This window comes from uncultured Agrococcus sp. (genome assembly GCF_945915485.1).
Taxonomy (GTDB): Bacteria; Actinomycetota; Actinomycetes; order Actinomycetales; family Microbacteriaceae; genus Agrococcus.
Map to the genome: position 1 here is coordinate 1 of NZ_CAMEFJ010000024.1, position 23,371 is coordinate 23,371.

The following is a 23,371-nucleotide window of genomic DNA, read 5'->3' on the forward strand; positions in this document are numbered from 1 at the left end:
CCCCGTCGCCACCCCCTGCAGCGAGCGGGTGAGCGCACTGACCTGGGTCAGAATGCCGATACAGTACTGCTCTTCGTCGATCATGTTCGCGATGCCCCGGGCCTAACCTTCGATTCGTTTCATGCGCTGCAGGTAGCGCTTCTTATCGCCGATATACCCGTGGTGCGACGCGTGCGATTCAGTGGTTGATGACATGTGCTGATCCTGGGCTGCGTGAGGTCAGTTCGCGCGTTCGAGCACGGCGCGAGTGCTGGCTTCTGGGCTGAGATCGATGCGGCGCAAGAGCTGGGCATTCAGCGCCACGACGATCGTCGACAGCGACATCAGAATCGCTCCGACCGACATCGGCAGCACGAACCCGACGGGGGCGAGCACACCGGCGGCAAGCGGCACCGAAATCAGGTTGTACCCTGCCGCCCACCACAGGTTCTGTTTCATCTTGCGGTAGGCAGCACGTGAGAGTTCGATCACTGAGAGCACCGAACGCGGGTCAGAGCTGGCGAGGATCACCCCTGCCGACGCGATCGCCACATCGGTGCCCGCCCCGATAGCGATACCAACATCGGCTTGCGCGAGGGCGGGGGCATCGTTGACACCGTCGCCGACCATCGCGACAGCCGTGCCTTCGTGCTGCAACTCGGCCACCTTCGCGGCCTTATCTTCGGGGCGCACGCCAGCGAACACACGGTCAATACCGAGTTCGCGAGCAACCTCCCCCGCGACGGCTGCAGCGTCACCGGTGATCATCACGACCTCAACACCGCGCCGATGCAGTGCGGCGACGGCATCGCGCGACTCCGGGCGAATCTCATCGGCGAGCTTCAACCCGCCGATCATGATTCCGTCACGAACGACATGCAGAATGATGGCACCTTCGGCCCGCCAGGCATCGGCTGCACCGATCTCGGGCTGCTCGGTTTCTTCCAGAAGCCGGGGCCCACCGACCCGAATCTCTTGGCCGGCCACGGTGGCGGTGACGCCAACCGCCGGTGAAGAAGAGAACCCGGTGGCGGGTGCAAGGCTGAGGCCTCGGTCGCTCGCCGCGGCGACGATCGCTTTGGCGAGGGGGTGCTCGCTGTCGGCCTCGGCCGCGGCGGCCAGGGACAGCAGGGCGTGCTCGTCAACATCGCCGACTGGCGCGACGCCGGTGACAACCGGTTCGCCCTTGGTGAGTGTGCCCGTCTTGTCGAAGAGCACCGCGTCGACTTGGCGCATCGTCTCGAGCGCGAGACGATCTTTCACGAGCACCCCGCCGCGGGCCGCGCGCTCGGTGGCGATGGAAACCACGAGCGGAATCGCCAAGCCGAGCGCGTGCGGGCAGGCGATCACCAGCACGGTAATGGTGCGCATCACGGCCGCATCTGAGTCGCCCACGAGCATCCAAACGATCGCGGTGATGACCGCTGCGGCGAGGGCGAACCAGAACAACCACCCTGCAGCCCGGTCGGCGATGCGCTGCGCCCGAGACGACGAGTTCTGCGCGTCGGCGACGAGTCGGTTGATGCCGGCAAGTGTCGTGTCGTCTCCGATGGCGGTGACTCTGACACGCAGCCCCGAATCGGTCGCGACCGTGCCGGCGGTCACCGCATCGCCCTCGCTGCGGGTCGCGGGGTGCGATTCGCCGGTGATCATCGATTCATCCATGGCCGCACGTCCGTCAACAATCATGCCGTCGGCCGGCACGCTGCCGCCCGGGCGCACGATCACGAGATCATCAACGCGCAACTCCGCCGGGCTCACCGTGACGGCCGTTTCACCCTCGACCCGCTCGGCTTCGTCGGGCAAAAGCGCCGCGAGGGAGTCGAGCGCAGAAGTGGTCTGGGCGAGCGAACGCATCTCGATCCAGTGCCCGAGCAGCATAATGACCACCAGCAGCGCGAGTTCCCACCAGAATTCGAGCTCGTGATGCAACAGCCCGAGTGTTGCGCCCCACGATGCGAGGAATGCCACGGTGATGCCCAGGGCGATCAGCAGCATCATGCCCGGTTTGCGGGCCTTGATTTCGCTCACCGCGCCCGTCAAGAATGGGGAGCCGCCCCAGACATACATCACGGTGCCGATAACAGGTGCGATCCAGGTGGCCCAGCCTGGTACTGAATAGCCGAGGATCATGGCAAACATTGGCGAGAACGCGACGACTGGCACCGCGAGCACGAGATTCACCCAGAACAGGCGCCGAAACTGTGCCACATGATCGCCGTGGCCCATATGGCCAGCGTGACCACCATGGCCAGCGTGACCACCGTGATCCTCGTGCCCAGCGCGCTCGTGGTGCTCGTGGTACTCGTGGTGCTCGTGGTGCTCGTGGCCACTGTGAGGCCCGTGGTCGCGCCCGTGGCCCGCGTGTGGCTTCGTCATGGGTGTCTCCTCTCGGCTGGGCGACCGGGCCCGGTGTGCTAGGTTAGGCCGCCTGCTTGGTGATGGACGTGGAGCCGCGCAGACGCAGGCTGTTGCCAACGACGAAGACGCTCGAGAACGCCATCGCCGCGCCGGCGAGCATTGGGTTGAGCATACCGAGCGCTGCGACCGGAATCGCTGCCACATTATAGGCGAACGCCCAAGACAGGTTCGTCTTGATGGTGCCGAGCGTCTTGCGTCAGAGTCGGATCACATCGACAGCGCTCCGCAGATCGCCGGGCTACTGCCTCTACTCACCGACCTTCAAGCAGTTCGTCTTCCGACCCAGACTTGTAGAGCAAATGGCAGAAGCTGTTGAGAAGTACCAAGCGCTACTTTGCCGTGCGCCGGTCGCAAAAGGTTCGGTCAAAGTCTGACGGGTTGCAGAGGAGATCGAGTGACGTCGCACTGGCGGCGTGACTAGAACTGTCACCTATCCGTGCAGCAGTCCCGCTCCTTGAAACAGGGCACATCCAGGAAGTTTCATTCGGCGACCTCATTGAAGATACCGAGGCGGTGGAACCAGAAGATATTGTGATGTCGAGAATGCTGCAGCAGATACTTGTGCACCTCTTTGATTTACTGACTGAGCGTGAGGCCGGCATCATTCAACTGCGCTTTGGCTTGTGGGATTGAACCCCAAACACTCGAACAAATTGGGGAAATTTTGGTTTGACGAGAGAGCGGATTCGTCAAATTGAGTCAAAAACCATGGCGAAGCTGCGCCATCCGTCGAGGTCAGACCAGCTTCGCGATTATCTCGAGTAGGCCTCCGCGGTGGCTGCGCGCCCCTATCAGACGACTGTTCAAGCGGGGTGTTTAAGCTCTGTTGCAAGGCAGGCGAACCGGCGGCGACGAGGGAAACGCGTACCTGCTTCCGGTCGACGCCGAGCGTGCGGGCAATCGCGCGCATCGAGACGCCACCGCCGTGCAGTTTTACTGCCTCTGCGGCTTCCTCGATTGTGAGGCCGTGCTGACGTCGCACGACGTTGTTCCGGGTGAGATGTTTCGAAACTGTCGCACGGTGCACACCATACTTCTGAGCCAAGTATCCGACGCTGAGACCAGCGAGGTAATCGTCGACCAGGCGCTCTACTTCTGCGGGGGTGAGAAAGGTTTGAGGTTTCCCAATCCTCTTAACGCAAGGACCTCGCACGTCCTGAATCGGAGTGTTATCGGTCCGCAGAGACACCCGGTATACCCCTCGTTTCCAGCGAGAAATCAATGATTTCAGCTTCGGGGTGGGGTTTGAGAACTGTCTACGCAGGGACCCGGAAAGTAGGAGAGGTTCAAACCCTCGACAGGAGTTAGCGCTCTTGTCGGGTTTGAGCCTCTCCCTCATTTTATGCCTCGGCCACGCAGCTCATGGATGCTCTATGGCAACGCGTGTGGCTACGGTCTAGTCAACCAAATGCCCGAGTTTCCAATCACTACGCTTGGAATGGAGTCGGATCGTGGCCAACCCGGAAACTTGCAATCGACGGAATACTAGCTGCATTGCACAACCGCCCTGCCCGCCGCTCCGAGAGCTGGCACTCGAGCGGTTAGTCTTTCTCAGCTTTCGCAAGTTTTTATCGCGCTCCGGCTGCTTCTCTTCTGCTGCTTGCGCTTCACCTTTCAGCGTCGCATCGGCGATGCCGTCGAACAATTTGGTTGGTCCTTCTCGCAACACACGTGCGTACCGAATGCGGCTGAAGACATCAACCATGCGGGAATTCAAGAAGTTGATCGTGATCTTCCCCAATAGCCAAGCAGTCAGCGCTCCATTGAGCACGCTTGCGACAGGCCTCAGAGCGGGAAACCACAGCGAGGTCGTGATCCCAAATCCAGATGATTATGCCAGCCGTAGGTAGCAAGCCAATGGCGGCTGCGGTGAGTGTGATCCATCCGTGCAGCACAATGTTTTAATGAAGGCTGCGTCCCCGTTACCCCAAATGGGCAATCTTCGCGAGCGCTGTCCTTGTGCAGTCGTCGAGAGGGATGAAAGTTTCGAGGCAGAGCTCGGAGGCGGTCACATCACGAGGTTCCGTAAGGTATGCGCGGATACTGGTCAAGGTGAGCACGTCGCCGTCGTACTCCAGCAGCAGCGGCAAGACCGGACTGGACATAGAACGCTCATCGCTGCGACCAGTATGTGGCCGTGCAGTAACCGACTCGGCGGTCGCGAGAAGAGCGGGATCGCCGGTCTCGGCGGCGCGCTCGATGACCCAGTCAGCCATGTGGGAATGCCACACGTCGCGATTGACGATTCGATCGGCGATCCCGTCCTGCCCTAGAACCAGACGGTACGCGTTCAACGGCTTCTGCTTGTCCGCAACATCGCCGACAAGCTCCAACAACGTGTCGTTGGCCAGGAGAATGTCGCCCCTGAAATCGACCACCATCGCGGGGAAAGGTGCATGCGCCCGAACCATCTCAGAGAGTGACCGCTGGACGATCTGCAGCTCAGGCGCGGTCCATGGAGTGCTCGGATAGGTGGGTGAGTATCCACCAGCCATCATGAGGCTGTTGTGTTCACGCAGACTGAGGTCGAGGGCGATCGAGACACTGGACAGTGTGGCTCGGCTGGGGTTGGAACGGCCGGTCTCCACGAAGCTGAGATGGCGAGGAGAGATCCTAGACTCCAGTGCAAGGTCCATCTGGCTCATTCGTCGAGCCGCTCGCCAACGCCGGATCAATCCCCCGGCCGACTGACTGACATTCGATTGCACATCGCTCTTCGTAGGTGTACTCACAGCTGTACTCTCGCCGAACTGCTTCTTCGATTCCACTACCTCGGAGGTAATCGACTCCACTACCCCCACGTCGAGAGACTGGGGCCATGGACTCCACTACGTCATCCCCGCCCCTACCCGCGCAAAGCAAGAAACGGTGGTTGCGCGTCGCCATGTTGTCGGACGCTGCCGTCACCGGAGCAAACGGCATAGCTTATATCGCCGCGGCAACACTGCTCACCACTCTGCTCGGGCCTCCTGCGCCCTTCCTGGTCGGCATCGGCGTCTTCCTGACCTGCTACGCGTTCGTGATTCTGCTGGTCGGAACTGCGCGGTCACTTCCTCCGGCCGGCGTATGGTTCGCCATTGTCATGAACACCGCATGGTCCATCGCGTCTGTTCTCTACGTGATCACAATCGACTGGTTAACCTCCGTGGGCACGGTATGGGCTGTGTTCCAGGCGTTCGTTGTACTCGGCTTCGCCGTTGCCCAGGTGATCGGCTTGCGCCGGACCAGCATCGGCGAACCCGCTCCGCGAAGCGAACAAGCCGGTTCCAGCCACAACGAGAACACGGAGGGCAGAGATGTTGCGAGCAACACTCCCTTCGGAAAAACAACAATCCGCTGATACCAGCCAACAACTGTCAGCGGGAAATTGGCCCAGAAAAGGGAAGAAGGCTTGCCCACACTCTTAGCATTCGCATAGGATTGAGGGAGACTCCACTCGCACCGTTCTGATATCTTGCACCGGCTTCGCTTTGCGGTCGCTGGGGAGTCACGCACCAGCATCCTGGAAGGCAATCATGACTGACAAGACCGCACGACCGAAACGGTTTGGTGCGTTGAAACTGGGATTCGCCGCCGTCGCAGCGACGGCGCTCACTTTCGGCGCCGTAAACCCCGCGTTCGCGGCTGACTACAATGTCGGCCCCGATGACATCATCGGTTGGGAGAACGGGGACGAGGGCTCCCCCGACTACAACTACGACCAGTGGCACGTCGGCAACGTCGACACACCGGGCACAGCCGTGGATGCGAGCCTCGAGTTCGGCGAGTGTTCAGTGACGACGCTCGCTCCCGTCGAGCGGACCGTAACGCAGGTGTTGAGGGGCTTCCCCATAGCAGAGCGCCCCACCGCAGACCCGGACGCCAGCGTTGAGGACAACTTCCGTTCGGTTCTCGAATCCATCGAAATCGATGTCGCGGAAGGCAGCGTGACGCTGCAGATTCCGTATTTCGCCTATTTCGATGGTGAGACGGATGAGCAGCCGTTCTTCACGACCCTGCGCAATACAGAGGGCTTCGGCCCAGGCGTGCACACGCTGGCCGATGTCGTGATGATCGACAGCTCTGGCTACTTCCCCGAGGACGGCCACACTCTGGATGAGATTCTCGAGTTCCTGCAATCCGACATCGATGTCTGGGGTGACGTCATCGAGCTCCTCGGCATCGGGTTCACAGGCTCAGAGGGCGCCGTCATCAACTCGATCTCGTTCAACGGAGACACGCACTACTTCGGGACAGGCGACTGCGCCCCGGACTCCGGTGACGAAGATGAAGACGACGAGGACGAAGACGTCGAAGAGGACGACGAAGACGAAGAGCCGACACCTCCTCGCAAACCGGACCAGGTTGACACAGGCCGGTAACTCTTTGTGAAACCGAATGGCGGCCCCGAGCGGGTCGCCATTCGCGTCTCATCGAAAATCGCCGCGAACGACAATCGATCGTCTGGGAGGATTACGTACCCGGCGACGCGCTCTGACGGCCCACAGCGAAGAGGGAAACCATGAGTAAACCCTGGATCTACACGCAAGCGTTCGCGAGCGTGTACCCCGCCTATATTGCGAAGGCCGAAAGGAAGGGGCGAACGAAACAAGAGGTCGACGAGATCATCGTTTGGCTGACGGGGTACGACGACGCCTCCTTCGCTGCGCGGCTAGCCGATGAAACCGACTTCGAAACCTTTTTCGCCGAGGCTCCAGCGCTCAACCCGTCCCGTTCACTCATCAAAGGTGTGGTGTGCGGCGTCAGAGTCGAGGAGATAGAAGAGCCGACCATGCGGGAAATCCGATACCTCGACAAACTCGTCGACGAATTGGCGAAGGGCAAAGCGATGGAGAAGATTCTGCGGAACTGACGTCCCCGCTCAAACGACGGGCAGCGCCAGCTCAGCAGCGCGGCGCATCTATCTACTCAGGTTCTTGAACTGGCGAACGGCCAGCGGGACGAACGCCAGCGTGATCAGCGCCGGCCACACGAGAGCCCCGATGACAGCGTGCCCGTCGATCCAGTACTGCACTTCAAAAGACTCGATGCCGGGCGTATGGAACAGTTCCCGAATAGCGTTAGCCGTTGACGACACTGGGTTCCAGGCAGCCAAAGCGCCGAGCCACCCGGGCATCATGCCGGGAGGGGCGAAGACCGACGAGATGAACCCGAGAGGGAAGACGACAGCGAAAAGATTGCCCGCGATCTCGGTGTTGTTGATGAGCAAGCCCAGATAGACGCCGACGAAGATCAGCGCCAGGCGCAACCAGAGCAGCAGACCGAACGCCAGCAGAGTCTCGGCCAGGTTTCCGCCGGGGCGCCAACCGACGACCAGTGCTAAACCGGCGATAATCGCCAGGTCGATCGCCGCATGCAGAAGATCGGCAACGCCACGCCCTGTCACAGCTGCCGAGGGAGACATCGGCATGGAGCGGAAACGATCCATGAACCCCTTCTCCTTGTTCAGCGTGACCGCGAACGCGGTGTTCATGAGCCCGAACGCCATCGTCATCGCGAACATCCCCGGCATGGCGTAGTCGACGTATCCCTCGCCGGCGCCCATCCCGGTCACGTCCATGGCCGATCCGAAGACGTACACGAACATCAGCACCATGATCACGGGCATCCCGAGCTGCCACGCGAACGTGCCAGGCTGCCGCACCAGATGCGTGAACTCCTGCGCCACGATCGTCCAGCAGTCTTTGACGGCCCAGAGCGCACGCGAGGCCAACGTCTCGACGGGCTCGAGGCCCCTGGGGGACATTGCGTCTGCGTCCTGTATCCCGGTGTTCTTCTTACTCATCGCTTGCTCCCTTCGAGTGCGGTGTCACCGACAGGCTGCACGGATCCGTCGGTCAGTTGCAGAAACGCCTCATCGAGCGTTGGTCGCCGGAGACCGATGTCGGTTATGCCAACGCTTTCCGCTCGCACGGCCGCAGCCACCGAGGTGAGCGCTTCGACGCCGTCGGCAACGGGTGCGGTGACGGTGTTCTCCTCGCGATCGACGACGGGGTCGGTGCCGGTGATTCGACCCACGAGCGCTCCGGCACGCTCGAGTTGGTCGGGATGCGCGATCGAGACTTCGAGCTGCTCGTCACCGATGCGCCGCTTGAGCCCAGCCGGTGTGTCTTCCACGAAGTTCCTCCCCCGGTCGATGACGCTGACCCGGTCGCAGAGCTTGTCGGCCTCGTCGAGGTAGTGCGTCGTCAGCAGCACCGTGGTGCCGCTGGTCGCCATCGTTCGAATCGCCTGCCAGACTTCTCTGCGACCCGCCGGGTCGAGCCCCGTCGTCGGTTCGTCGAGGAACAACACTTTGGGCGCCAGAATCAGGGATGCCGCGAGATCGAGCCGCCTGCGCATCCCGCCGGAGAACCACTTCGGGCTTCTCCCCGGCGCCTCTTCGAGCCCGAAGAACTCCAACAGCTCATCGGCTCGGCGTCTGGCGGCCGCCCGATCGAGCCGAAAGAGCCTGCCGAACATGATGAGGTTCTGGCGTGCGCTGAGAAGGTCATCGACAGTAGTCTGCTGCCCCGTCAGCCCGATGTTCCTGCGCACCTGCCTCGACTGTCGCTGTACGTCGTATCCCGCGACGCTCGCAGTGCCGCCATCAACTCTCGTGAGCGTGGTCAGTATTCGCACGGTCGTCGTCTTCCCGGCCCCGTTCGGCCCGAGCAGTCCGTGCACTGTACCCGCGGATACCTGCAGGTCCACGCCGTCGAGCGCGACTTTCCCGCGATATCGCTTCGTCAATCCGTGGGCCTCAATTGCCCATGTTCGCCCTGTCATCCGAGCCACCTCCACCTTCTGCGTTCAGTGTACGCATTAAAATAGCGTACACTGAACGCAGAAGCAATCACCGCGTCAGGGAGGCAGCGTGTCAGTACAAGAGGGCGACGGTCCCGAAGGATCGACACGTGGGCACGCGAAGCTCAGACGCACGATGTCGCGGCTTGAAAACAAGAACGTGGAATCGCTCGCACGAGGGCATGCACTGCTTTGGAACGGCCTGCCGCAATCCGGCAAGGGCCCGAAACCATCGCTCAGTCTGGAACAGATCCTGACCGCGGCGATCGCCATCGCTGACGACGAAGGCATCGACGCGCTCTCGATGCGGCGTCTTGCAAAGGATCTGGAAGTTGGCGCAATGTCGCTCTATCGCTACGTGCCTGGCAAACTCGAACTGCTGAGTCTCATGCTCGATCAGGTCATGGCGCTTCCGGTGGAGACGCGTACCGACGCGGCGTTCGAGACCGAACAGACCGAGGGATGGCTGCGGACTCTTGAGCTATACGCCTGGCAGCACCGGGCGCGATATCTTCGCCACCCGTGGTTTCTGCATGTCAGCATCGCCAGGCCGATGCTGGGGCCGAACAGCGTCGCTGAGCTGGAACGAATCGTCGCCGAGCTCCGCACACTGCCGCTGAGCGACAGAGAGAAGATCGCCCTCGTCACGACCATCGACGGCTTCGTCACCGGCACGGTGCAACAGCGGGTCATGGAAGAGAGCGCGGCCCAGGAGACCGGTATTTCGGATGAGGAGTTCTGGGAGCGTCAAGCACCACACCTGATTCAAGCGATGGAATCAGGCAGGTTTCCCGTGCTGGCCACAATGAGTGAGGATATGTTCGATGGCAGCTGGGAGCAGGACTTCGCGTTCGGTCTTCGGCACTTGCTGAACGGCTTCAAGCTGGAAATCGCCGCCCGTCAGAGTTAACCAACGAGATCTTTCGCGAAGAACAACTCCACGTCGGGATTATCGTTGTAGCGCCGCACGCGACGGTATCCGGCTCGCTCGTACAGTCGGATCGCCTCTGACAGTGCACCGTTGGTATCGAGCACGACTTCCCTGTACCCGTCTTCGGCCGCGATCTCCTCCAGACGCCGCAGTAAGGCGGATCCCAACCCGGACCGTCGCCACTGGTCGTCCACCCACATCCGCTTGACTTCCGCGGCTGCCAGACGTGTTGGCACCGGTCGGATGCCGCCATATCCAACGACCGTGTTGTCGTGCAAGATAGCGATGAATCTGGCGCCCTCTTGAGGCTCGTCGGACGTCGGTATCGAGAAGCCGAACCGCTCAAGGAGTTCCGTGGCGTAAGCGTGTTGAGCCTCCAGTGCCGCCGGTTCCGTCACCTCCACCTCTCGCACAGCAAGGATCCGATCGTCTCGGAGATGCAGTGCAGTGTGCAGTGGCGCACCCTGCGGTGCGAACGATTCCGGATGCTCCATGCCGTCAGAATACTGTGCCATTTTGAGCTTTCGCTACCAGCGGCGAGGCGAGCCAAGGTCAAGGTCGAATCCGCGAAGATCAGAGTATGAGAACCGGGAGCACAATCGTAGCTGCACTCGTCTTCCTCGGGCTCGCTGCCCTGCTCGGTGGTCTCGTTGCCGGCAGTTCCACCCAGGCCGACGAGTGGTGGCACGCGATAGTCGCGGACATGCGTTCGCCGGCATTGGTCTCCTTTGCGCTCGGTTTGGATCTGCTCGGAGGAGGATTCATCGGGGTGCTGATCGTGCCGCTCGGAATCGCGGTCACGGTGTTGATTGTGAGGGGTTGGCGCAGCGCACTGTACGCAGTGACGGCGTTTGCGTCCAGTGCACTACTCGTGCAAGTCATGAAGTCGCTCTTCGGACGCGTGCGACCGGAAGATCTCCTCGTCGCCGCCGACTTCGGATCATTCCCCTCCGGCCACACCGCGAACGCGGCAACCATCGCCATTGTGCTCGGCATCCTGTTTCCCAGATGGACGATCTCGCTTGCAACGTGCGCGTGGGCGCTGCTCATGGCTTTCACAAGGACGCTGTTGGCCGCTCACTGGTTGACCGACACGCTCGGAGGCGCCCTCCTGGGCATCGCCGCCGCTCTTCTTATCACCGTGATCATGCGCGCATGGATCGAACACGACCGGCCGGCAGTACGCGAATCCGTGCAGCCGCTGAGAGGATAGATAACGTGACACTCGAAGATTTCCTCCCGGGCCTCACGCGGCACGCATCCTGGCAGCTGCGACTGTACACAGACCTGCACCGGCAACCGGAGCTCAGCGGCGAGGAGAAGAAGACCGCCGTCAGAGTCGAGCAGGAGTTGCAGGATCTCGGCCTCGAAACTCGAAGATTCGGCGGAACCGGCGTTGTCGCCGCTCTCGAAAACGGCGAAGGCCCCACCGTTCTCGGTCGCGCCGACCTCGACGCACTCCCCGTCATGGAAGCAACGGGGCTGGACTACGCATCGGAAACACCCGGTGTCATGCACGCGTGCGGCCACGACGCCCACGTCGCAGGTCTGATGGGAGCGGTTCGGGCACTGCACGAGCAGCGAGAGCACTGGCGAGGCACGTACATCGCGGTCTTCCAGCCTGCAGAGGAGCTGGGATCCGGGGCACACGCGATGGTCGCGGACGGGCTAACGCACGCCTTCCCTCGACCCGACGCTTGTTTCGCTGCTCACGTCCTTCCCGGCCCTCCAGGGCAGGTATTGTCCGCGCCCGGCCCCGTCATGTCCGCCCTCGATGTGATCCGCGTTGTCGTGTACGGGCGGGGTGGGCACGGATCAATGCCGCATCTGACGGTTGATCCCGTTGTCCTGGCCGCCGCAATCGTGCAACGGCTGCAGGGCATCGTGGCACGCGAGATCGCGCCGGGCACATTCGCAATCGTGACGGTCGGCTCACTGCACGCTGGCTCGACATCGAACATCATCAGCAACTCCGCTGAACTGCAGGTCGACGTTCGCAGCTACGACGAAGACGTGCAGGATCGCCTGCGAGCAGCAGTCGAACGTATCGTGCGCGCTGAGTGCGCAGCCTCCGGGTCGCCTCGCGAACCCGAGTTCCATTACGACGTACCGTGCCCGGTCACGGTCAACGACGCCGGGCTGACGGCAACGGTGTCCGCGGCTTTCCGTGACGCGTTCGGCCAGGATGCGGTGCCCGCATCTCGAGTAACGGCCTCGGAAGACTTCGACGCCATCCCCGCTGCGTTCGATTCACCATACTGCTACTGGTTCGTCGGCTCGACACCGCACGAGCTCTGGGAAGCGGCCACCGCCGGGGAGTTCGGAGCAGACATTCCGAGCAATCACTCCCCCGCCTTCGCACCGGCTCCCGAGCCGACCCTCGAACGGCTCAGCGCATCCCACATCGCAGCCGCACTGACCCTGCTGCGGCGGTAAGGGCTGACCGGCTGCAGAATGCCGTTCCTCGCGCTGACTCCGTCGTCACACAAGCGTCGGACCTCACCGGTAGTCTGATGCGAACCGACTCCCCCACCGCAGCGAGGAACAGTGTTAGAAGCAACGTCGTATTTCGTCCGAATCGATGACCGCACATTCAAGGCCACCGAGCACGTTTCAGGCGCATGGAACGTCAATGAGCAACACGTCGCGCCATCGTTCGGGTTGCTCGCGCACCTCATCGAGAACGACCACGCGGGTCGCCGCGACGACCGCCTCAATATCGGCCGGTTGTCATACGACATCCTCGGCACCTTCACGCTGGACGAGATCGAAGTCGACATTCGAGTGCTTCGACCCGGCAGGACAATCGAGCTGGTCGAGGCGACGCTCTCGCAGGGTGGCCGCGTCGCGGTCATTCTTCGAGCCTGGTTCATGCAGGCATTCGACACTGAAGCTATAGCGGCGAACGAGCTGCCGAGCATCTCGTCACGCGAGGAGATGGGCCCCGGGCGCATAACGGACGAATGGCCGGGAGGATGCGTTCGTTCGATCGAGGTCAGCAGCAGAGAGGAGCACCCCGGTCGCGCGTCGTCGTGGGTTCGCCCTCTCGTACCGCTCATCGAAAGCGAGCCGACGAGCGATCTGGCTCGCATCATCGGCATGGTGGACTTCGCGAACGGGCTGACGCCACGGCAGGCGATCAACACGGTCGCCTTCCCCAACCTCGACCTGACGATCCACATGATCCGTGAGCCGAAGGGCGAACGACTCGGATACGACTCGTCGGTCTCCTACGGTGAGCGCGGAGTGGGCCTTACGCACACCGTTCTGCACGACGAGTCCGGGCCCTTCGGCACCGCAGCACAGTGTCTGACGGTGCGACCGCTGTAAGCGCTAGCCACGGAGTCACGCTGACCAACGCCTAAGCCGAAAGTGCATATTGCACAATCGGCAACGGAGTTTGTGCTCAGCGCATATTGTGACGGTTCCGACGGGCCGATAGCTTTTCGACACTGGTCCCTTGAAGCGAGGAAGCACATGTCAGAACAGCTCGGCGAAGACTTCGCACTGTCGAGGGTGAAACCCTCCGCACAAAAACACTGGTTCGGAATCGCAGTTCAGCGGTTCGGCCAGGTCTCGGCACTCTCCCAGTTCCTTCTCGGTGCGACTCTCGGTTACGCGATGTCATTCGCAGATGCGTTCCTCTCGCTGATCCTCGGCGCCGTGCTGCTCGAGATCATCATGGTGATCGTCGGCATCATCGGCCAGAAGGAGGGGCTCAACACCTCACTCCTCGCACGGTGGACAGGGTTCGGGGAGATCGGCGCATCCATCGTGGGACTTGCGATCGGCATCAGCCTCATCGGATGGTTCGGCATCCAGTCAGGAATCTCGGCACAGTCCCTGGACGTCCTCATGCCCGGAGTCATGCCGGTGTGGGCTTGGAGTCTGCTCTTCGGCATCGCCGTCACCGCCATCGTCGCCTTCGGCTTCATCGGCATGCAGTGGTTGGCGAACATCACCGTGCCGCTCTTCCTCATTCTCGTCGCCTGGTCGATCACGAGCGAACTGCTCCGGCACGACGTCGTCGAGCTCCTCACGAGATCCGAACCCGCGGGCCCCTCCCTCAGCATCTGGCAGGGCACCGCAATCGTGGCCGGCGGGCTGATCGTCGGGGCGATCATCACCTCCGACATGACCCGGTTCAACCGCAGCGGAGCGGATGTCGTGAAGCAGACGGTCGTCGGGGTCACGCTGGGAGAACTCGTGATCGGCGGGGCGGGCGTGCTTCTTGCACACGCGGCCCGCACTGGCGACATCGTCGCGATCGTGACATCATCCGTCGGCATCGTGGGCCTGTTCGTCGTGATCACGGGCACTCTCAAGATCAACGACTGGAACCTCTATTCGTCGACGCTCGGCCTTGTGAACTTCATCTCCACGGCGTTCAGCAAGAACCTCAACCGTGTCACCACCACCTGGGTGCTCGGCATCGTCGGTTCGATCCTGGCAGCAGCGGGCATCCTCGACAGGTTCACCGAGTTCCTCATGATCTTGGGCGTCGCATTCCCACCCATTGCAGGCATCATGCTCGCCGAGTACTTCATCGTGAAGCGATGGCGCGGGGATCTCGACGAGTCACGAGCCAAGGGCGTCCTGCCCGCCGAAGCTCCTCGAATCGTCCCGGCAACGCTGGTGATCTGGTTCGCCTCCGCTCTCGTCGGGTATTTCCTCGAATGGGGCATCGCCCCGTTGGTCTCGCTCTTCACCTCGATGATCCTCTACGTCATCGCGGGAAAGCTGGGGCTGGTCCGCGGGATCGGGACAGCCAAGACACTGCAACCCGGTTCGGAAGCTGAAGCAGAGGATCAGCAATCATCCAAGCGGTGATTCGCCGGAACGCGGAGGTTCGGAATTCTATCCGAGCCCATATCGAACGAGAAGGATAGACACCATGCACATTGGCATCGATGTCGGTGGCACGAACACTGACGCCGTGCTCATGAACGGCACAGCAACGTTGGCCGGCGTCAAGCACTCCACGACACCGGACGTCACGTCTGGAATCGTGCAGGCAATCGAGGAGCTCAAACAGCAGCACGCGTTTCAGGGCGGCAGTATCGACGCCGTCATGATCGGTACGACGCACTTCATCAATGCGTTAGTGCAGGCGAAGCGGCTCGCGCCGACAGCGGCGCTCCGACTCGGACTGCCCGCGACGGCGGCGCTTCCGCCGCTTGTCGACTGGCCGGATCACCTCAGGGAAGCGATCGAATCCCGAAGCTATCTCGCGCACGGCGGATACGAGTTCGACGGACGCCCGATCTCTCCCCTGGATCCCGAGGAGATTCGACGTCACGCCGCCGATATGAAAACGCACGGAATTCGATCCGTAGCGATCTCCTCGGTCTTCAGTCCCGTCAATCACGATCTCGAACTACAGGCCGCCGAGCTGGTTGCAGAAGTGCTCGGCGAGGACGTTGCCATCTCGCTGTCGCACGAAATCGGCAGAATCGGGCTGCTGGAGCGCGAGAACGCAACCGTGATCAATGCTGCTCTGCGCGAGCTCGCGATCGAGATCGTCGACGGATTGACGAAAGCCGTTCGCGATCAGGGCATCGAGGCCCCCATCTTCCTCAGTCAGAACGACGGAACACTGATGGATGAGGAATACGTTCGGAAGTACCCGGTGGCAACGTTCGCCTCCGGCCCCACGAACTCGATGCGAGGCGCGGCCGCGACGAGCGGCCTTTCGAACTGCGCTGTCGTGGACGTCGGTGGTACGACTGCGGACATCGGCCTGCTCATCAACGGCTTCCCACGCGAAACGGCGAATGAGGTGAAAGTAGCCGGCATCCGCACGAACTTCCGCATGCCGGACGTCCTCTCCATCGGCATGGGAGGAGGCAGTATCGTCGACATCGAGACCGGTGAAGTCGGCCCGGAGTCGGTCGGCTATCGGCTCACCAGCGAGGCCCTCGTCTTCGGCGGATCAACGCTCACCGCTACCGATATCGCGGTTGCCGCCGGGAAGGCGAACATCGGTGATGCGAGCAAGGTCGCACACCTCGATGCAGAACTGGTCGATCGTGTGCTGCAACGCATCTCCGAACGTATATCTGAAGCCGTCGATCGCATGAGGACCTCCCCCGACCCGATTCCCGTCGTTGTCGTGGGTGGGGGCTCGATCATGATTCCCCGCGATCTGCCACTCTTCGGCGAGGTGCAACGGCCGGAGAACTTCGCCGTTGCCAATGCCATCGGCGCTTCCATCGCACAGGTCGGAGGAGAGGTCGACAAGGTCTACTCCGTCGAACCCGGCAAACGGGATGAGACAATCACCGGTGTTCGCGAAGAGGCCAGACAGAAAGCCATAGCCGCGGGGGCGAAACCGCAGAGCGTCTCGATCGTCGACTTCGATGAAGTACCGATCCCCTATCTGCCAGGAAACGCAACGCGAATTCGAGCCAAGGCCGTCGGCGACCTCGAGATGGGACCCCTGACGTGAGCTGGACGATAACGGAGGAACTCATCCCTGCACTCGCACGCGGTGCCGCCGTCCTCGGCACCGGCGGAGGCGGAGACCCTTACATAGGAGCATTGCTCGCCGGGCAGGCGCTGCAACAGTACGGCAACGTAGAAGTCGTCACACTCGATGAAGTTCCCGATGATGCGGTAGTCGTCACGGTCGCCATGATGGGCGCGCCCACCGTCATGGTAGAGAAACTCCCAGGGCTGGACGAAGTCGTAACGCCGGTGAAGGAGCTCAGCGAACACTACGGGAAACCGGTCACGCATATCGCCCTTGCCGAAGTCGGAGGTGTGAACTCCACGATCCCGATCGCTGCGGCCGCTGCCCTGGGGCTGCCGCTGATCGACGGCGATGGCATGGGGCGCGCCTTCCCCGAGCTGCAGATGATCCTGCCGACACTGTACGGCGTTGAAGCCTCTCCTCTGGCGTACGCGGATGAAAAGGGCAACGTGGGCGTAATCCGCGCTATCAGCAATCACTGGGTCGAACGCATCGCCCGAGTCGCGGCAGTGGAGATGGGATGCTCGATCATGATCTCCGGATTCCACATGTCCGGCCGAACGGCCGGGGAATCGCTCGTCAAGGATTCCCTGAGCATGTGCCTGCGAGTAGGCCGGGAAATCTCGAACGCGCGCGAGCAGAAGATCGACCCCGTCGAGAAGACCGTCACGGTGCTGGGTGGGCGACTGCTGTTCGAAGGGAAGGTCACCGACGTGGAGCGCGCCACGACAACCGGCTTCGCACGAGGTCGCGCATCGATCGACGGCGCCGCCGGCACGATGACCCTGCAGTTCCAGAACGAGCATCTTGTTGCTCAAATCGATGGCGACACCGTCGCAACGACACCCGACCTGATCATGGTGCTAGATCACGAAAACGGAGAACCGATCACGACGGAGGGCCTGCGCTACGGCCAGCGGGTACGCGTTATCGCCGCACCCGCGGACGAACGGTGGCACGCGCCCGAGGCGATCGAGATGGTCGGCCCTCGATACTTCGGCTATGACCTCGAGCCACACCGATTCGACGGATCCGTCCGACCGGGACAGGTCATCGCATGAGCTGGGAACTCAAGGCGGCGGATCTGCCCGATCTCGCCCGCGGAGCAACGCTGCTCGGAACGGGAGGCGGCGGTGACCCGCACATAGGTCGCCTACTTGTCGAGCACGTTCTGGGCGACGGCAGCATCACGATTCTCGACCCCGATGAACTTCCCGACGATCTCTTCGTGATCCCCACCGCCCAAATGGGTGCTCCGACAGTCATGGTCGAGAAGATCCCGGCAGGGACGGAACCGTTGCTGTCGCTCCGCATCCTCGAAGAGCATCTTGGCCGGAAAGCGGAAGCCACGATGCCCATCGAATGCGGTGGCATCAATTCCATGATTCCACTGATCATCGCGGCGCAGACCGGGCTCCCCGTCGTCGATGCGGACGGTATGGGGCGCGCATTCCCAGAACTCTCCATGGAAACCTTCGCCGTGTACGGGATCAACGGCTCGCCGCTCGCGCTAGCGGGCGAACGCGGCGAGCGCGTCATTATCGACACCGGCGGAGACAACCGGCAGATGGAGTCCCTCGCGCGTGCCGTCACCATCCGCCTCGGCGGTGTCGGACACATCGCCGAGTATGCGATGACCGGCGCCGATGTTCGTCGGGTGTCGGTCCCCAGGACCATCTCCATGGCACTGCAACTGGGGCGTGCGATTCGCGAAGCACGCGAACAGCACCGTTCTCCTTTCGAAGCCATCGCGCGCGTGCTCGAGACGACGCTCTACACCAACCTGCGTGAGCTGTTCGTCGGTAAGGTTACCGATGTCGAGCGTCGTACTACCGAGGGGTTCGCAAAGGGCCGCGCCGTCATCACTCCTCCCGAGGGTGCGCATGACGGCGAGTTCACGATCGACTTCCAGAACGAGAATCTGGTTGCCAAGTCGAACGGAGATCTCGCCGCCATCGTTCCCGATTTAATCTGCATCGTCGATTTCGAGACGGCCGAGCCGATTACGACCGAGGGGCTCCGTTACGGACAGCGCGTGCGAGTACTCGGGATTTCGACGCCCGAGATGATGCGTACGCCGGAAGCCCTCGAGACCTTCGGGCCGGTCGCTTTCGGACTTGACGACTCCTTCGTGCCGATCGAACAGTTGCGACCCGAACCAAGCTGGTAACCGGCGAGATCGCTCAATACACTGAACGAATGTCGTTGACGCTCGAACGCGATTCGCTTGCAGCGCTTTCGCTCGGTTTCTCCCTCTTCGGTTCGGGTGGCGGTGGATCCCCGCATCTTCTTCGGCTGCTGCTCGAGCAGAGCGACGATTGGCCGATCGAAATCTCTTCGGTCAACGAGCTGGAGCCATCGACTCCGTGCTTTGCTCCCGCTGTTGCGGGATCAACGTTGCTGTTCAGCGAACGCCTCCCCGGGCAAGACGCCTTTGCACCCCTCCTCGAATCCGCTGAGCGTTGGCTCGGTACGCGCATCCCCGCGGTATGCAGTGCGGAAGGAGGTGGGATGAACGGGCTTGCGCCGTTGCTCTTCGCTCCGGGAAGGACAGTCGTCGATGCCGACTGTACCGGTCGAGCAGTGCCGTCACTCGATCAGTTCTCCTTACTCGTCGACGAAGTACCGGGTTTGATCGTGGTCTGCGACACCGGTGCGAACGGCATCGTGCTCGTGCAGTCGGATCGGCCGGCCGACATCGAGAAGATGGTCAGGTCCGCACTCGTCCAAGCCGGCGGTGTCGGCAACGTGCTCGTCGCGGGATTCACGATCGATGATCTCCGAAGGCATGCGATCGCAGGTCACCTGGAACGGGCGCTCGAATTGGGCGAGACCTGGATGGAGTCGTCTTGTCGAGCCGATTCCAGTGCCGGGGTCATCGGTGGTCTGCGGCGTATAGGCGCGGGCAGGGTCACTTCCATAGTGCAGGATCTCGATGACGAGCACGTCCACACCGCTCAGATCGTCGGCGAGCGCGGTGAGGTGTGCCGACTGATCGCAAGGTCGGAGTTCCTCGCGTTCGTCGTTGACGGCAGAGTCCACGCAGCGGCTCCCGAATGCTTGGTCGCGGTTGATCCCCTGACTTCGGAAATCCTCGAAGCGACAGCGCTGAGCGTGAATCAACGCATAGAAGTCTGGTCGTTGCCGGTCGACGATTGGTGGTACCGACGAGAGCATCGACTGCGAAGGGTCACACCCGCTGAGTACCGCCTCGCAGGGCTGGATATCGCGCGCCCCGACTCTACGCGTGCGGGAGGCAACGATGTCCGCTGAACTCTCCACCGAAACACTGTTCGCGCATTCTGACAACGGCGGACTCGCATACGTAGCCGGGCCGGTAAACCGTGAGTGGGAAGGTTCGGAGATCGTCGACGACATAGGAGGACTCGAGAATCGTACGCACTCCGATGCGCTGCTGATCCTCACCTCGACACTGCCGGCGACTCCGTGGCAGCAAGACGCGCTGCTCCGAACGGTTCGCGACCGAGGCTTCGCCGGAATCGCGTGCCAGAATGCGCGCGTCGCCGATGATGGTGCGAAACGGCTCGCTGAACGATTCCGCATCACCGTGCTCGAAACCGACGACCCTTTCAAACTTGCGAAGGCCTGCTGGCACCTCCTCGAAGCTCGCGACGCGCTCACGCTGCACTACATACGCAAAGTCGCCCACGCGATCGAGTACCCGGCAGCTGAATTGAACGACCTTCTCGCCCATTTTTCGGCCAACATCGGTCATTCCATCGCCCTCATCGACGAGGGCGGACCCCTGCTCGAAAGCCGAGAATCTCTGCCGGCCGACCTGCATCGAGAGATCGACTTCACGAAATGGCTCTCAACAGCCGCATCCGGCCGGTACACGGCTGTATCCGTTCGTGTCGACAGCCCTGCAAGACAGGGGCTTCGGCTCATCATCTACGGCGTCGGTATCGGGGATCGACAGCTGCACGCGCTCGGAACCGTCGCCGAAGTGATGATGCCCGCTGTCGCCGCGAGAATCATGATCGACGAGCATGCGACTGTCAGCGACTCCGCGGAAGCATCGCAGCTGATTCGTGATTTTCTCGAGCCACGCTCGCGCCACGACCCGCACATCGAGCGCAGGATGCACCAACGGGGATGGGGCACCGCGGGTGCACACGTAGCATTCCACGTTGCTCTCCGAGAGCCCGCCGCTACCTACAGCGTGCACAGGGCCATTCGACGCCAACTGGAGACGAGCGGATTGCCGGCACCCCGCACTTCCACGCACGAACAAGGAGTCCTCGGCTGGTTGACGTTCGCCGAGGCACCTTCTCCGGCCGCGCTGCAGTCCCATCTGACGACTTTGCGCCAAGCGTTTTTCTCCGTGAGAGAGCACCTTGATGTTGCTATGGGTGTCGGTTCACTCAAGTTCGGTGCCGCGGGCCTCGTCGACAGCATCAACGAGGCCACGGGTGCTTCGAGAATGGCAACCGGTCTGTCGAAGTCCGGTTACCTCGTACAGGTCGAGCGTTATGGAGTCGAAGAGCTCCTGCTGACCTGGACGACTAGTGATGCTTTCCTGCCCGCAGCGGAAACCCTGCTCGCGCCACTCAATGCGGAGTCCGGAGCGTTGGTGGAGACATTGGCGGAGTACCTCGACAACGGCTCGATCGTGCAGGCCACTTCGCAAGCGATGGGCCTGCACCGCAACACCGTGTCGATGCGCATTCAGCGAGCGCAGCAGTTGCTGGGAATCGATCTCTCGTCTTCCGAGTCCAGGCTCGCGCTGCATCTGGCATGCAGAGCGGTACTCGGAAGGCGCTGAGCTCCGCGCTAGCCGCAATACGGTTCAGTTTGACGATGACCGCTGCTGTTTGGGTGTGATTGCTTCGGATGGGTTTTGGAGGTTCAGACGGCTTTTATCGGTCTAGACGCCGTCTGCACCCGTAAAAACCGTCTCGAACTGCCCTCAGCTGAGCGACATCCGCGCTAGCCGAGTATCCCCTCGTGCAGCGCCCGCAACACTGCGTTCGTCCTGTCGCGTGCCCCGAGCTTCACGAGCAGTGTCGAAACGTGATTCTTGACCGTGCCTTCGGCAAGGAACAGGACTTCGGCGATCTGCTTGTTCGCGTATCCCTCGGCCATAAGACGCAGCACTTCCGTCTCGCGTTCCGTCAGCGACTGCAGAGGAGGTGCGTCGACACCAACCGGCGACGGCCCCGTCGTGATCGCCCGTAATAACCGATCGGTTATCGAAGGAGCAATCAGCGTTCCCCCGGCGGCCAGAGAACGCACAGCGTGGGCAAGCTGTTCAAGCGTGACGTCCTTCAGCAAGTAGCCGCGAGCGCCGGACCTCAACGCATCGAGCACCAGAGTGTCGTCATCGAAGGTCGTGAGCACGAGCACCGGCACATCGGAGCCCCGCTCGGCGAGCTGCGCGAGCGCCCAGAGTCCGTCGTACTTCGGCATCCGCAAATCCATGATTACAACGTCGGGTGTCGTTTCATCGATCACCTCGAGCGCGCGGGCTCCGTCATCGGCCTCCCCCACGACCTCGATTTTCGCGATCGTCAGCAGCGTGCGAATGCCCTCCCGCACGAGCGCCTGATCGTCGACGATGACGACCCTCGGCCGTGCAACGTCCTCGGCCTCGGCGCCGCTCACGTCGCCGACACCCGCTGTGCAGCGCCGGGGATGCGGGCGACGATGCCGAACCCGTTCGAACCGTCGAGCGCGACATCGCCGCCGACCGCGTCGAAGCGCTCGATCATGCCGAGCAGTCCGTTGCCGGGTGTCGGGTTCGCGGACCCTCTTCCATCGTCGCGAGCCTCCAGTGTCACAGTGCCGTCTTCGTCTTCTCGCACGGCGATGCGAAGCTTTCGAGCCTCCGCATGCCGCATCGCGTTCGTCGCGATCTCCTGCACTGCGCGCACGAGAACTTCCTGCACTTCTTCCTGTGCGCGTACGTGATCTTCGACGTGAACGCTGATGTCGAGACTGGGAATCCCGTCGACAACGCCGCGCAGGGCGGCGGTAAGGTCTCCGGGCTCTTCCCGCATTTCGCTTACGGTGGTCCGGAGGTCTCCAAGCACTTCGCGAGCGACGCTCGATGCCTTGTCGATGTGCTTTCGCGCATCCTCGTCTTCGCTGTGCCGAGCCGCTTCGAGTTCGAGGCTCAGAACGGTCAGCTTGTGCCCTATCGAATCGTGCAGATCCCGCGAGATCCGCAACCGCTCCGCGGTACGAGTGCTCTCCTCGAGCAGAACTCCGGCGGCCTGCAGTTCGATGTTCTTCTCGGAAAGCCGTTTGCGTATGTCCTGTTCGCGGATGATGGCGAGCGAAGTGAGTGCGGTGCCGAGCTGCAGCAGAAGATAGAGGCCCGTCACGAGGACGATCTCCATGGTGTTCGCGCTGCTCAGATACGAGGCGAGCGCCAGCACGACCGTGTTACCGAGGATGACGCAGCCGACAAGAAATCTATGGACGAGGTAGACGCTGACCGCGGCGAACACCACGGAGATGATCGCGAGAAAGCCCGAACTGCCCACGGTCGTCAGCAACAGTACCCACGAGGCAACGACGCTGGTGCAGAACATGACAGTTCCCCAGCGCTGACCGTCGCTCAGAAGGCTCAACATCACAGCAGCGAGCATCCCGACGAAGACTCCAACCCATATGAAGTAGGGGATGGAAGGGTCGATGACGCGGAACAGCACAGGGTACGCTGCGCCGACCACGACGGCGACCATCGCCAGGCCGGCCCAGTAGTCGGCAGGAATCTTCGTCACACCTTCAGCCTAATCGGACCGGAGGTCCCGGGC

At 62.1% G+C, this 23,371-nt stretch carries 21 protein-coding genes and 3 pseudogenes; 14 read left to right on the forward strand and 10 right to left on the reverse strand.

Translation table 11 applies throughout. The features are described 5' to 3' along the window. The 3 genes and pseudogenes from Q0O95_RS06005 to Q0O95_RS06015 form a co-directional block, all read right to left on the reverse strand. Positions 1-195, reverse strand: a pseudogene (locus Q0O95_RS06005) (metal-sensitive transcriptional regulator); the annotation flags it as partial. Between the two features lie 24 nt (positions 196-219). Continuing rightward, a complete protein-coding gene (locus Q0O95_RS06010; protein WP_293696377.1) occupies positions 220-2,358 on the reverse strand; it encodes a heavy metal translocating P-type ATPase in 2,139 nt (712 codons plus the stop codon). A gap of 43 nt (positions 2,359-2,401) precedes the next feature. Continuing rightward, a pseudogene (locus Q0O95_RS06015) lies at positions 2,402-2,635 on the reverse strand (hypothetical protein); the annotation flags it as partial. A gap of 248 nt (positions 2,636-2,883) precedes the next feature. Between Q0O95_RS06015 and Q0O95_RS06020 the strand changes: the two are divergent. Next, positions 2,884-3,165: pseudogene (locus Q0O95_RS06020) on the forward strand (sigma factor-like helix-turn-helix DNA-binding protein); the annotation flags it as partial. A 631-nt stretch (positions 3,166-3,796) separates the two neighbouring features. Here Q0O95_RS06020 and Q0O95_RS06025 read toward each other — a convergent pair. Further along, positions 3,797-4,105: a hypothetical protein gene (locus tag Q0O95_RS06025; RefSeq protein ID WP_293696379.1), complete on the reverse strand. Its 309-nt coding sequence runs from the start codon at positions 4,103-4,105 to the stop codon at positions 3,797-3,799. 217 nt (positions 4,106-4,322) lie between these two features. After that, complete coding sequence (locus Q0O95_RS06030; RefSeq protein ID WP_366516453.1) at positions 4,323-5,201, reverse strand: helix-turn-helix domain-containing protein; 879 nt, start codon at positions 5,199-5,201, stop codon at positions 4,323-4,325. Positions 5,202-5,218: 17 nt separating this feature from the next. On the opposite strand from Q0O95_RS06030, the gene Q0O95_RS06035 reads away from it, so the two are divergent. The 3 genes from Q0O95_RS06035 (at position 5,219) to Q0O95_RS06045 (ending at position 7,252) form a co-directional block, all read left to right on the forward strand. After that, positions 5,219-5,740, forward strand: coding sequence for a hypothetical protein (locus tag Q0O95_RS06035; RefSeq protein ID WP_293696381.1), 522 nt, complete (start codon positions 5,219-5,221; stop codon positions 5,738-5,740). Positions 5,741-5,915: 175 nt separating this feature from the next. After that, on the forward strand, positions 5,916-6,761 hold the full coding sequence (locus Q0O95_RS06040) for a hypothetical protein (RefSeq protein ID WP_293696383.1): 846 nt from the start codon (positions 5,916-5,918) through the stop codon (positions 6,759-6,761). 140 nt (positions 6,762-6,901) lie between these two features. After that, positions 6,902-7,252 (forward strand): DUF2200 domain-containing protein, encoded by a 351-nt coding sequence (locus tag Q0O95_RS06045; RefSeq protein ID WP_293696385.1) that lies wholly within the window; start codon positions 6,902-6,904, stop codon positions 7,250-7,252. 48 nt (positions 7,253-7,300) lie between these two features. On the opposite strand, the gene Q0O95_RS06050 is transcribed toward Q0O95_RS06045, so the two are convergent. Together Q0O95_RS06050 and Q0O95_RS06055 are read right to left on the reverse strand one after the other, a co-directional pair. After that, on the reverse strand, positions 7,301-8,185 hold the full coding sequence (locus Q0O95_RS06050; RefSeq protein ID WP_293696386.1) for an ABC transporter permease: 885 nt from the start codon (positions 8,183-8,185) through the stop codon (positions 7,301-7,303). Continuing rightward, complete coding sequence (locus tag Q0O95_RS06055; RefSeq protein WP_293696388.1) at positions 8,182-9,168, reverse strand: ATP-binding cassette domain-containing protein; 987 nt, start codon at positions 9,166-9,168, stop codon at positions 8,182-8,184. Before Q0O95_RS06055 ends, Q0O95_RS06050 begins: the two co-directional genes overlap by 4 nt. Positions 9,169-9,256: 88 nt before the next feature. Between Q0O95_RS06055 and Q0O95_RS06060 the strand changes: the two genes are divergently transcribed. Further along, positions 9,257-10,096, forward strand: coding sequence for a TetR/AcrR family transcriptional regulator (locus tag Q0O95_RS06060; RefSeq protein ID WP_293696390.1), 840 nt, complete (start codon positions 9,257-9,259; stop codon positions 10,094-10,096). Here Q0O95_RS06060 and Q0O95_RS06065 read toward each other — a convergent pair. Then, the gene (locus Q0O95_RS06065) at positions 10,093-10,611 is read right to left on the reverse strand and encodes a GNAT family N-acetyltransferase (protein WP_293696392.1); all 519 of its coding nucleotides are present in this window, start codon (positions 10,609-10,611) and stop codon (positions 10,093-10,095) included. The genes Q0O95_RS06060 and Q0O95_RS06065 overlap by 4 nt on opposite strands. An 86-nt stretch (positions 10,612-10,697) precedes the next feature. Here Q0O95_RS06065 and Q0O95_RS06070 point away from each other — a divergent pair, with 86 nt between their 5' ends. The 9 genes from Q0O95_RS06070 to Q0O95_RS06110 all read left to right on the forward strand — a co-directional run bounded on the left by Q0O95_RS06070 (position 10,698) and on the right by Q0O95_RS06110 (position 21,375). Beyond that, positions 10,698-11,330: a phosphatase PAP2 family protein gene (locus Q0O95_RS06070; protein WP_293696394.1), complete on the forward strand. Its 633-nt coding sequence runs from the start codon at positions 10,698-10,700 to the stop codon at positions 11,328-11,330. 5 nt (positions 11,331-11,335) lie between these two features. Beyond that, on the forward strand, positions 11,336-12,553 hold the full coding sequence (locus tag Q0O95_RS06075) for an amidohydrolase (RefSeq protein WP_293696396.1): 1,218 nt from the start codon (positions 11,336-11,338) through the stop codon (positions 12,551-12,553). A 111-nt stretch (positions 12,554-12,664) separates the two neighbouring features. Then, positions 12,665-13,447, forward strand: a complete 783-nt coding sequence (locus Q0O95_RS06080; RefSeq protein WP_293696398.1) for a thioesterase family protein — start codon at positions 12,665-12,667, stop codon at positions 13,445-13,447. Between the two features lie 147 nt (positions 13,448-13,594). After that, on the forward strand, positions 13,595-14,947 hold the full coding sequence (locus tag Q0O95_RS06085; RefSeq protein ID WP_293696400.1) for a cytosine permease: 1,353 nt from the start codon (positions 13,595-13,597) through the stop codon (positions 14,945-14,947). 64 nt (positions 14,948-15,011) lie between these two features. After that, positions 15,012-16,565 (forward strand): hydantoinase/oxoprolinase family protein, encoded by a 1,554-nt coding sequence (locus tag Q0O95_RS06090; RefSeq protein WP_293696402.1) that lies wholly within the window; start codon positions 15,012-15,014, stop codon positions 16,563-16,565. Beyond that, on the forward strand, positions 16,562-17,650 hold the full coding sequence (locus tag Q0O95_RS06095) for a DUF917 domain-containing protein (protein ID WP_293696404.1): 1,089 nt from the start codon (positions 16,562-16,564) through the stop codon (positions 17,648-17,650). Before Q0O95_RS06090 ends, Q0O95_RS06095 begins: the two co-directional genes overlap by 4 nt. Next, entirely contained in the window at positions 17,647-18,759 is a 1,113-nt protein-coding gene (locus tag Q0O95_RS06100; protein ID WP_293696405.1) for a DUF917 domain-containing protein, read from the forward strand. The genes Q0O95_RS06095 and Q0O95_RS06100 overlap by 4 nt, the downstream gene beginning before the upstream one ends. A gap of 29 nt (positions 18,760-18,788) precedes the next feature. Beyond that, positions 18,789-19,862, forward strand: coding sequence for a DUF917 family protein (locus Q0O95_RS06105; protein WP_293696407.1), 1,074 nt, complete (start codon positions 18,789-18,791; stop codon positions 19,860-19,862). Next, entirely contained in the window at positions 19,852-21,375 is a 1,524-nt protein-coding gene (locus Q0O95_RS06110; RefSeq protein WP_293696409.1) for a CdaR family transcriptional regulator, read from the forward strand. The genes Q0O95_RS06105 and Q0O95_RS06110 overlap by 11 nt, the downstream gene beginning before the upstream one ends. Positions 21,376-21,539: 164 nt before the next feature. On the opposite strand, the gene Q0O95_RS06115 is transcribed toward Q0O95_RS06110, so the two are convergent. Then, positions 21,540-22,214: a response regulator transcription factor gene (locus tag Q0O95_RS06115; protein ID WP_293696411.1), complete on the reverse strand. Its 675-nt coding sequence runs from the start codon at positions 22,212-22,214 to the stop codon at positions 21,540-21,542. After that, positions 22,211-23,338, reverse strand: coding sequence for a sensor histidine kinase (locus Q0O95_RS06120; RefSeq protein WP_293696412.1), 1,128 nt, complete (start codon positions 23,336-23,338; stop codon positions 22,211-22,213). The genes Q0O95_RS06115 and Q0O95_RS06120 overlap by 4 nt, the downstream gene beginning before the upstream one ends. Between the last annotated feature and the right edge of the window lie 33 nt (positions 23,339-23,371).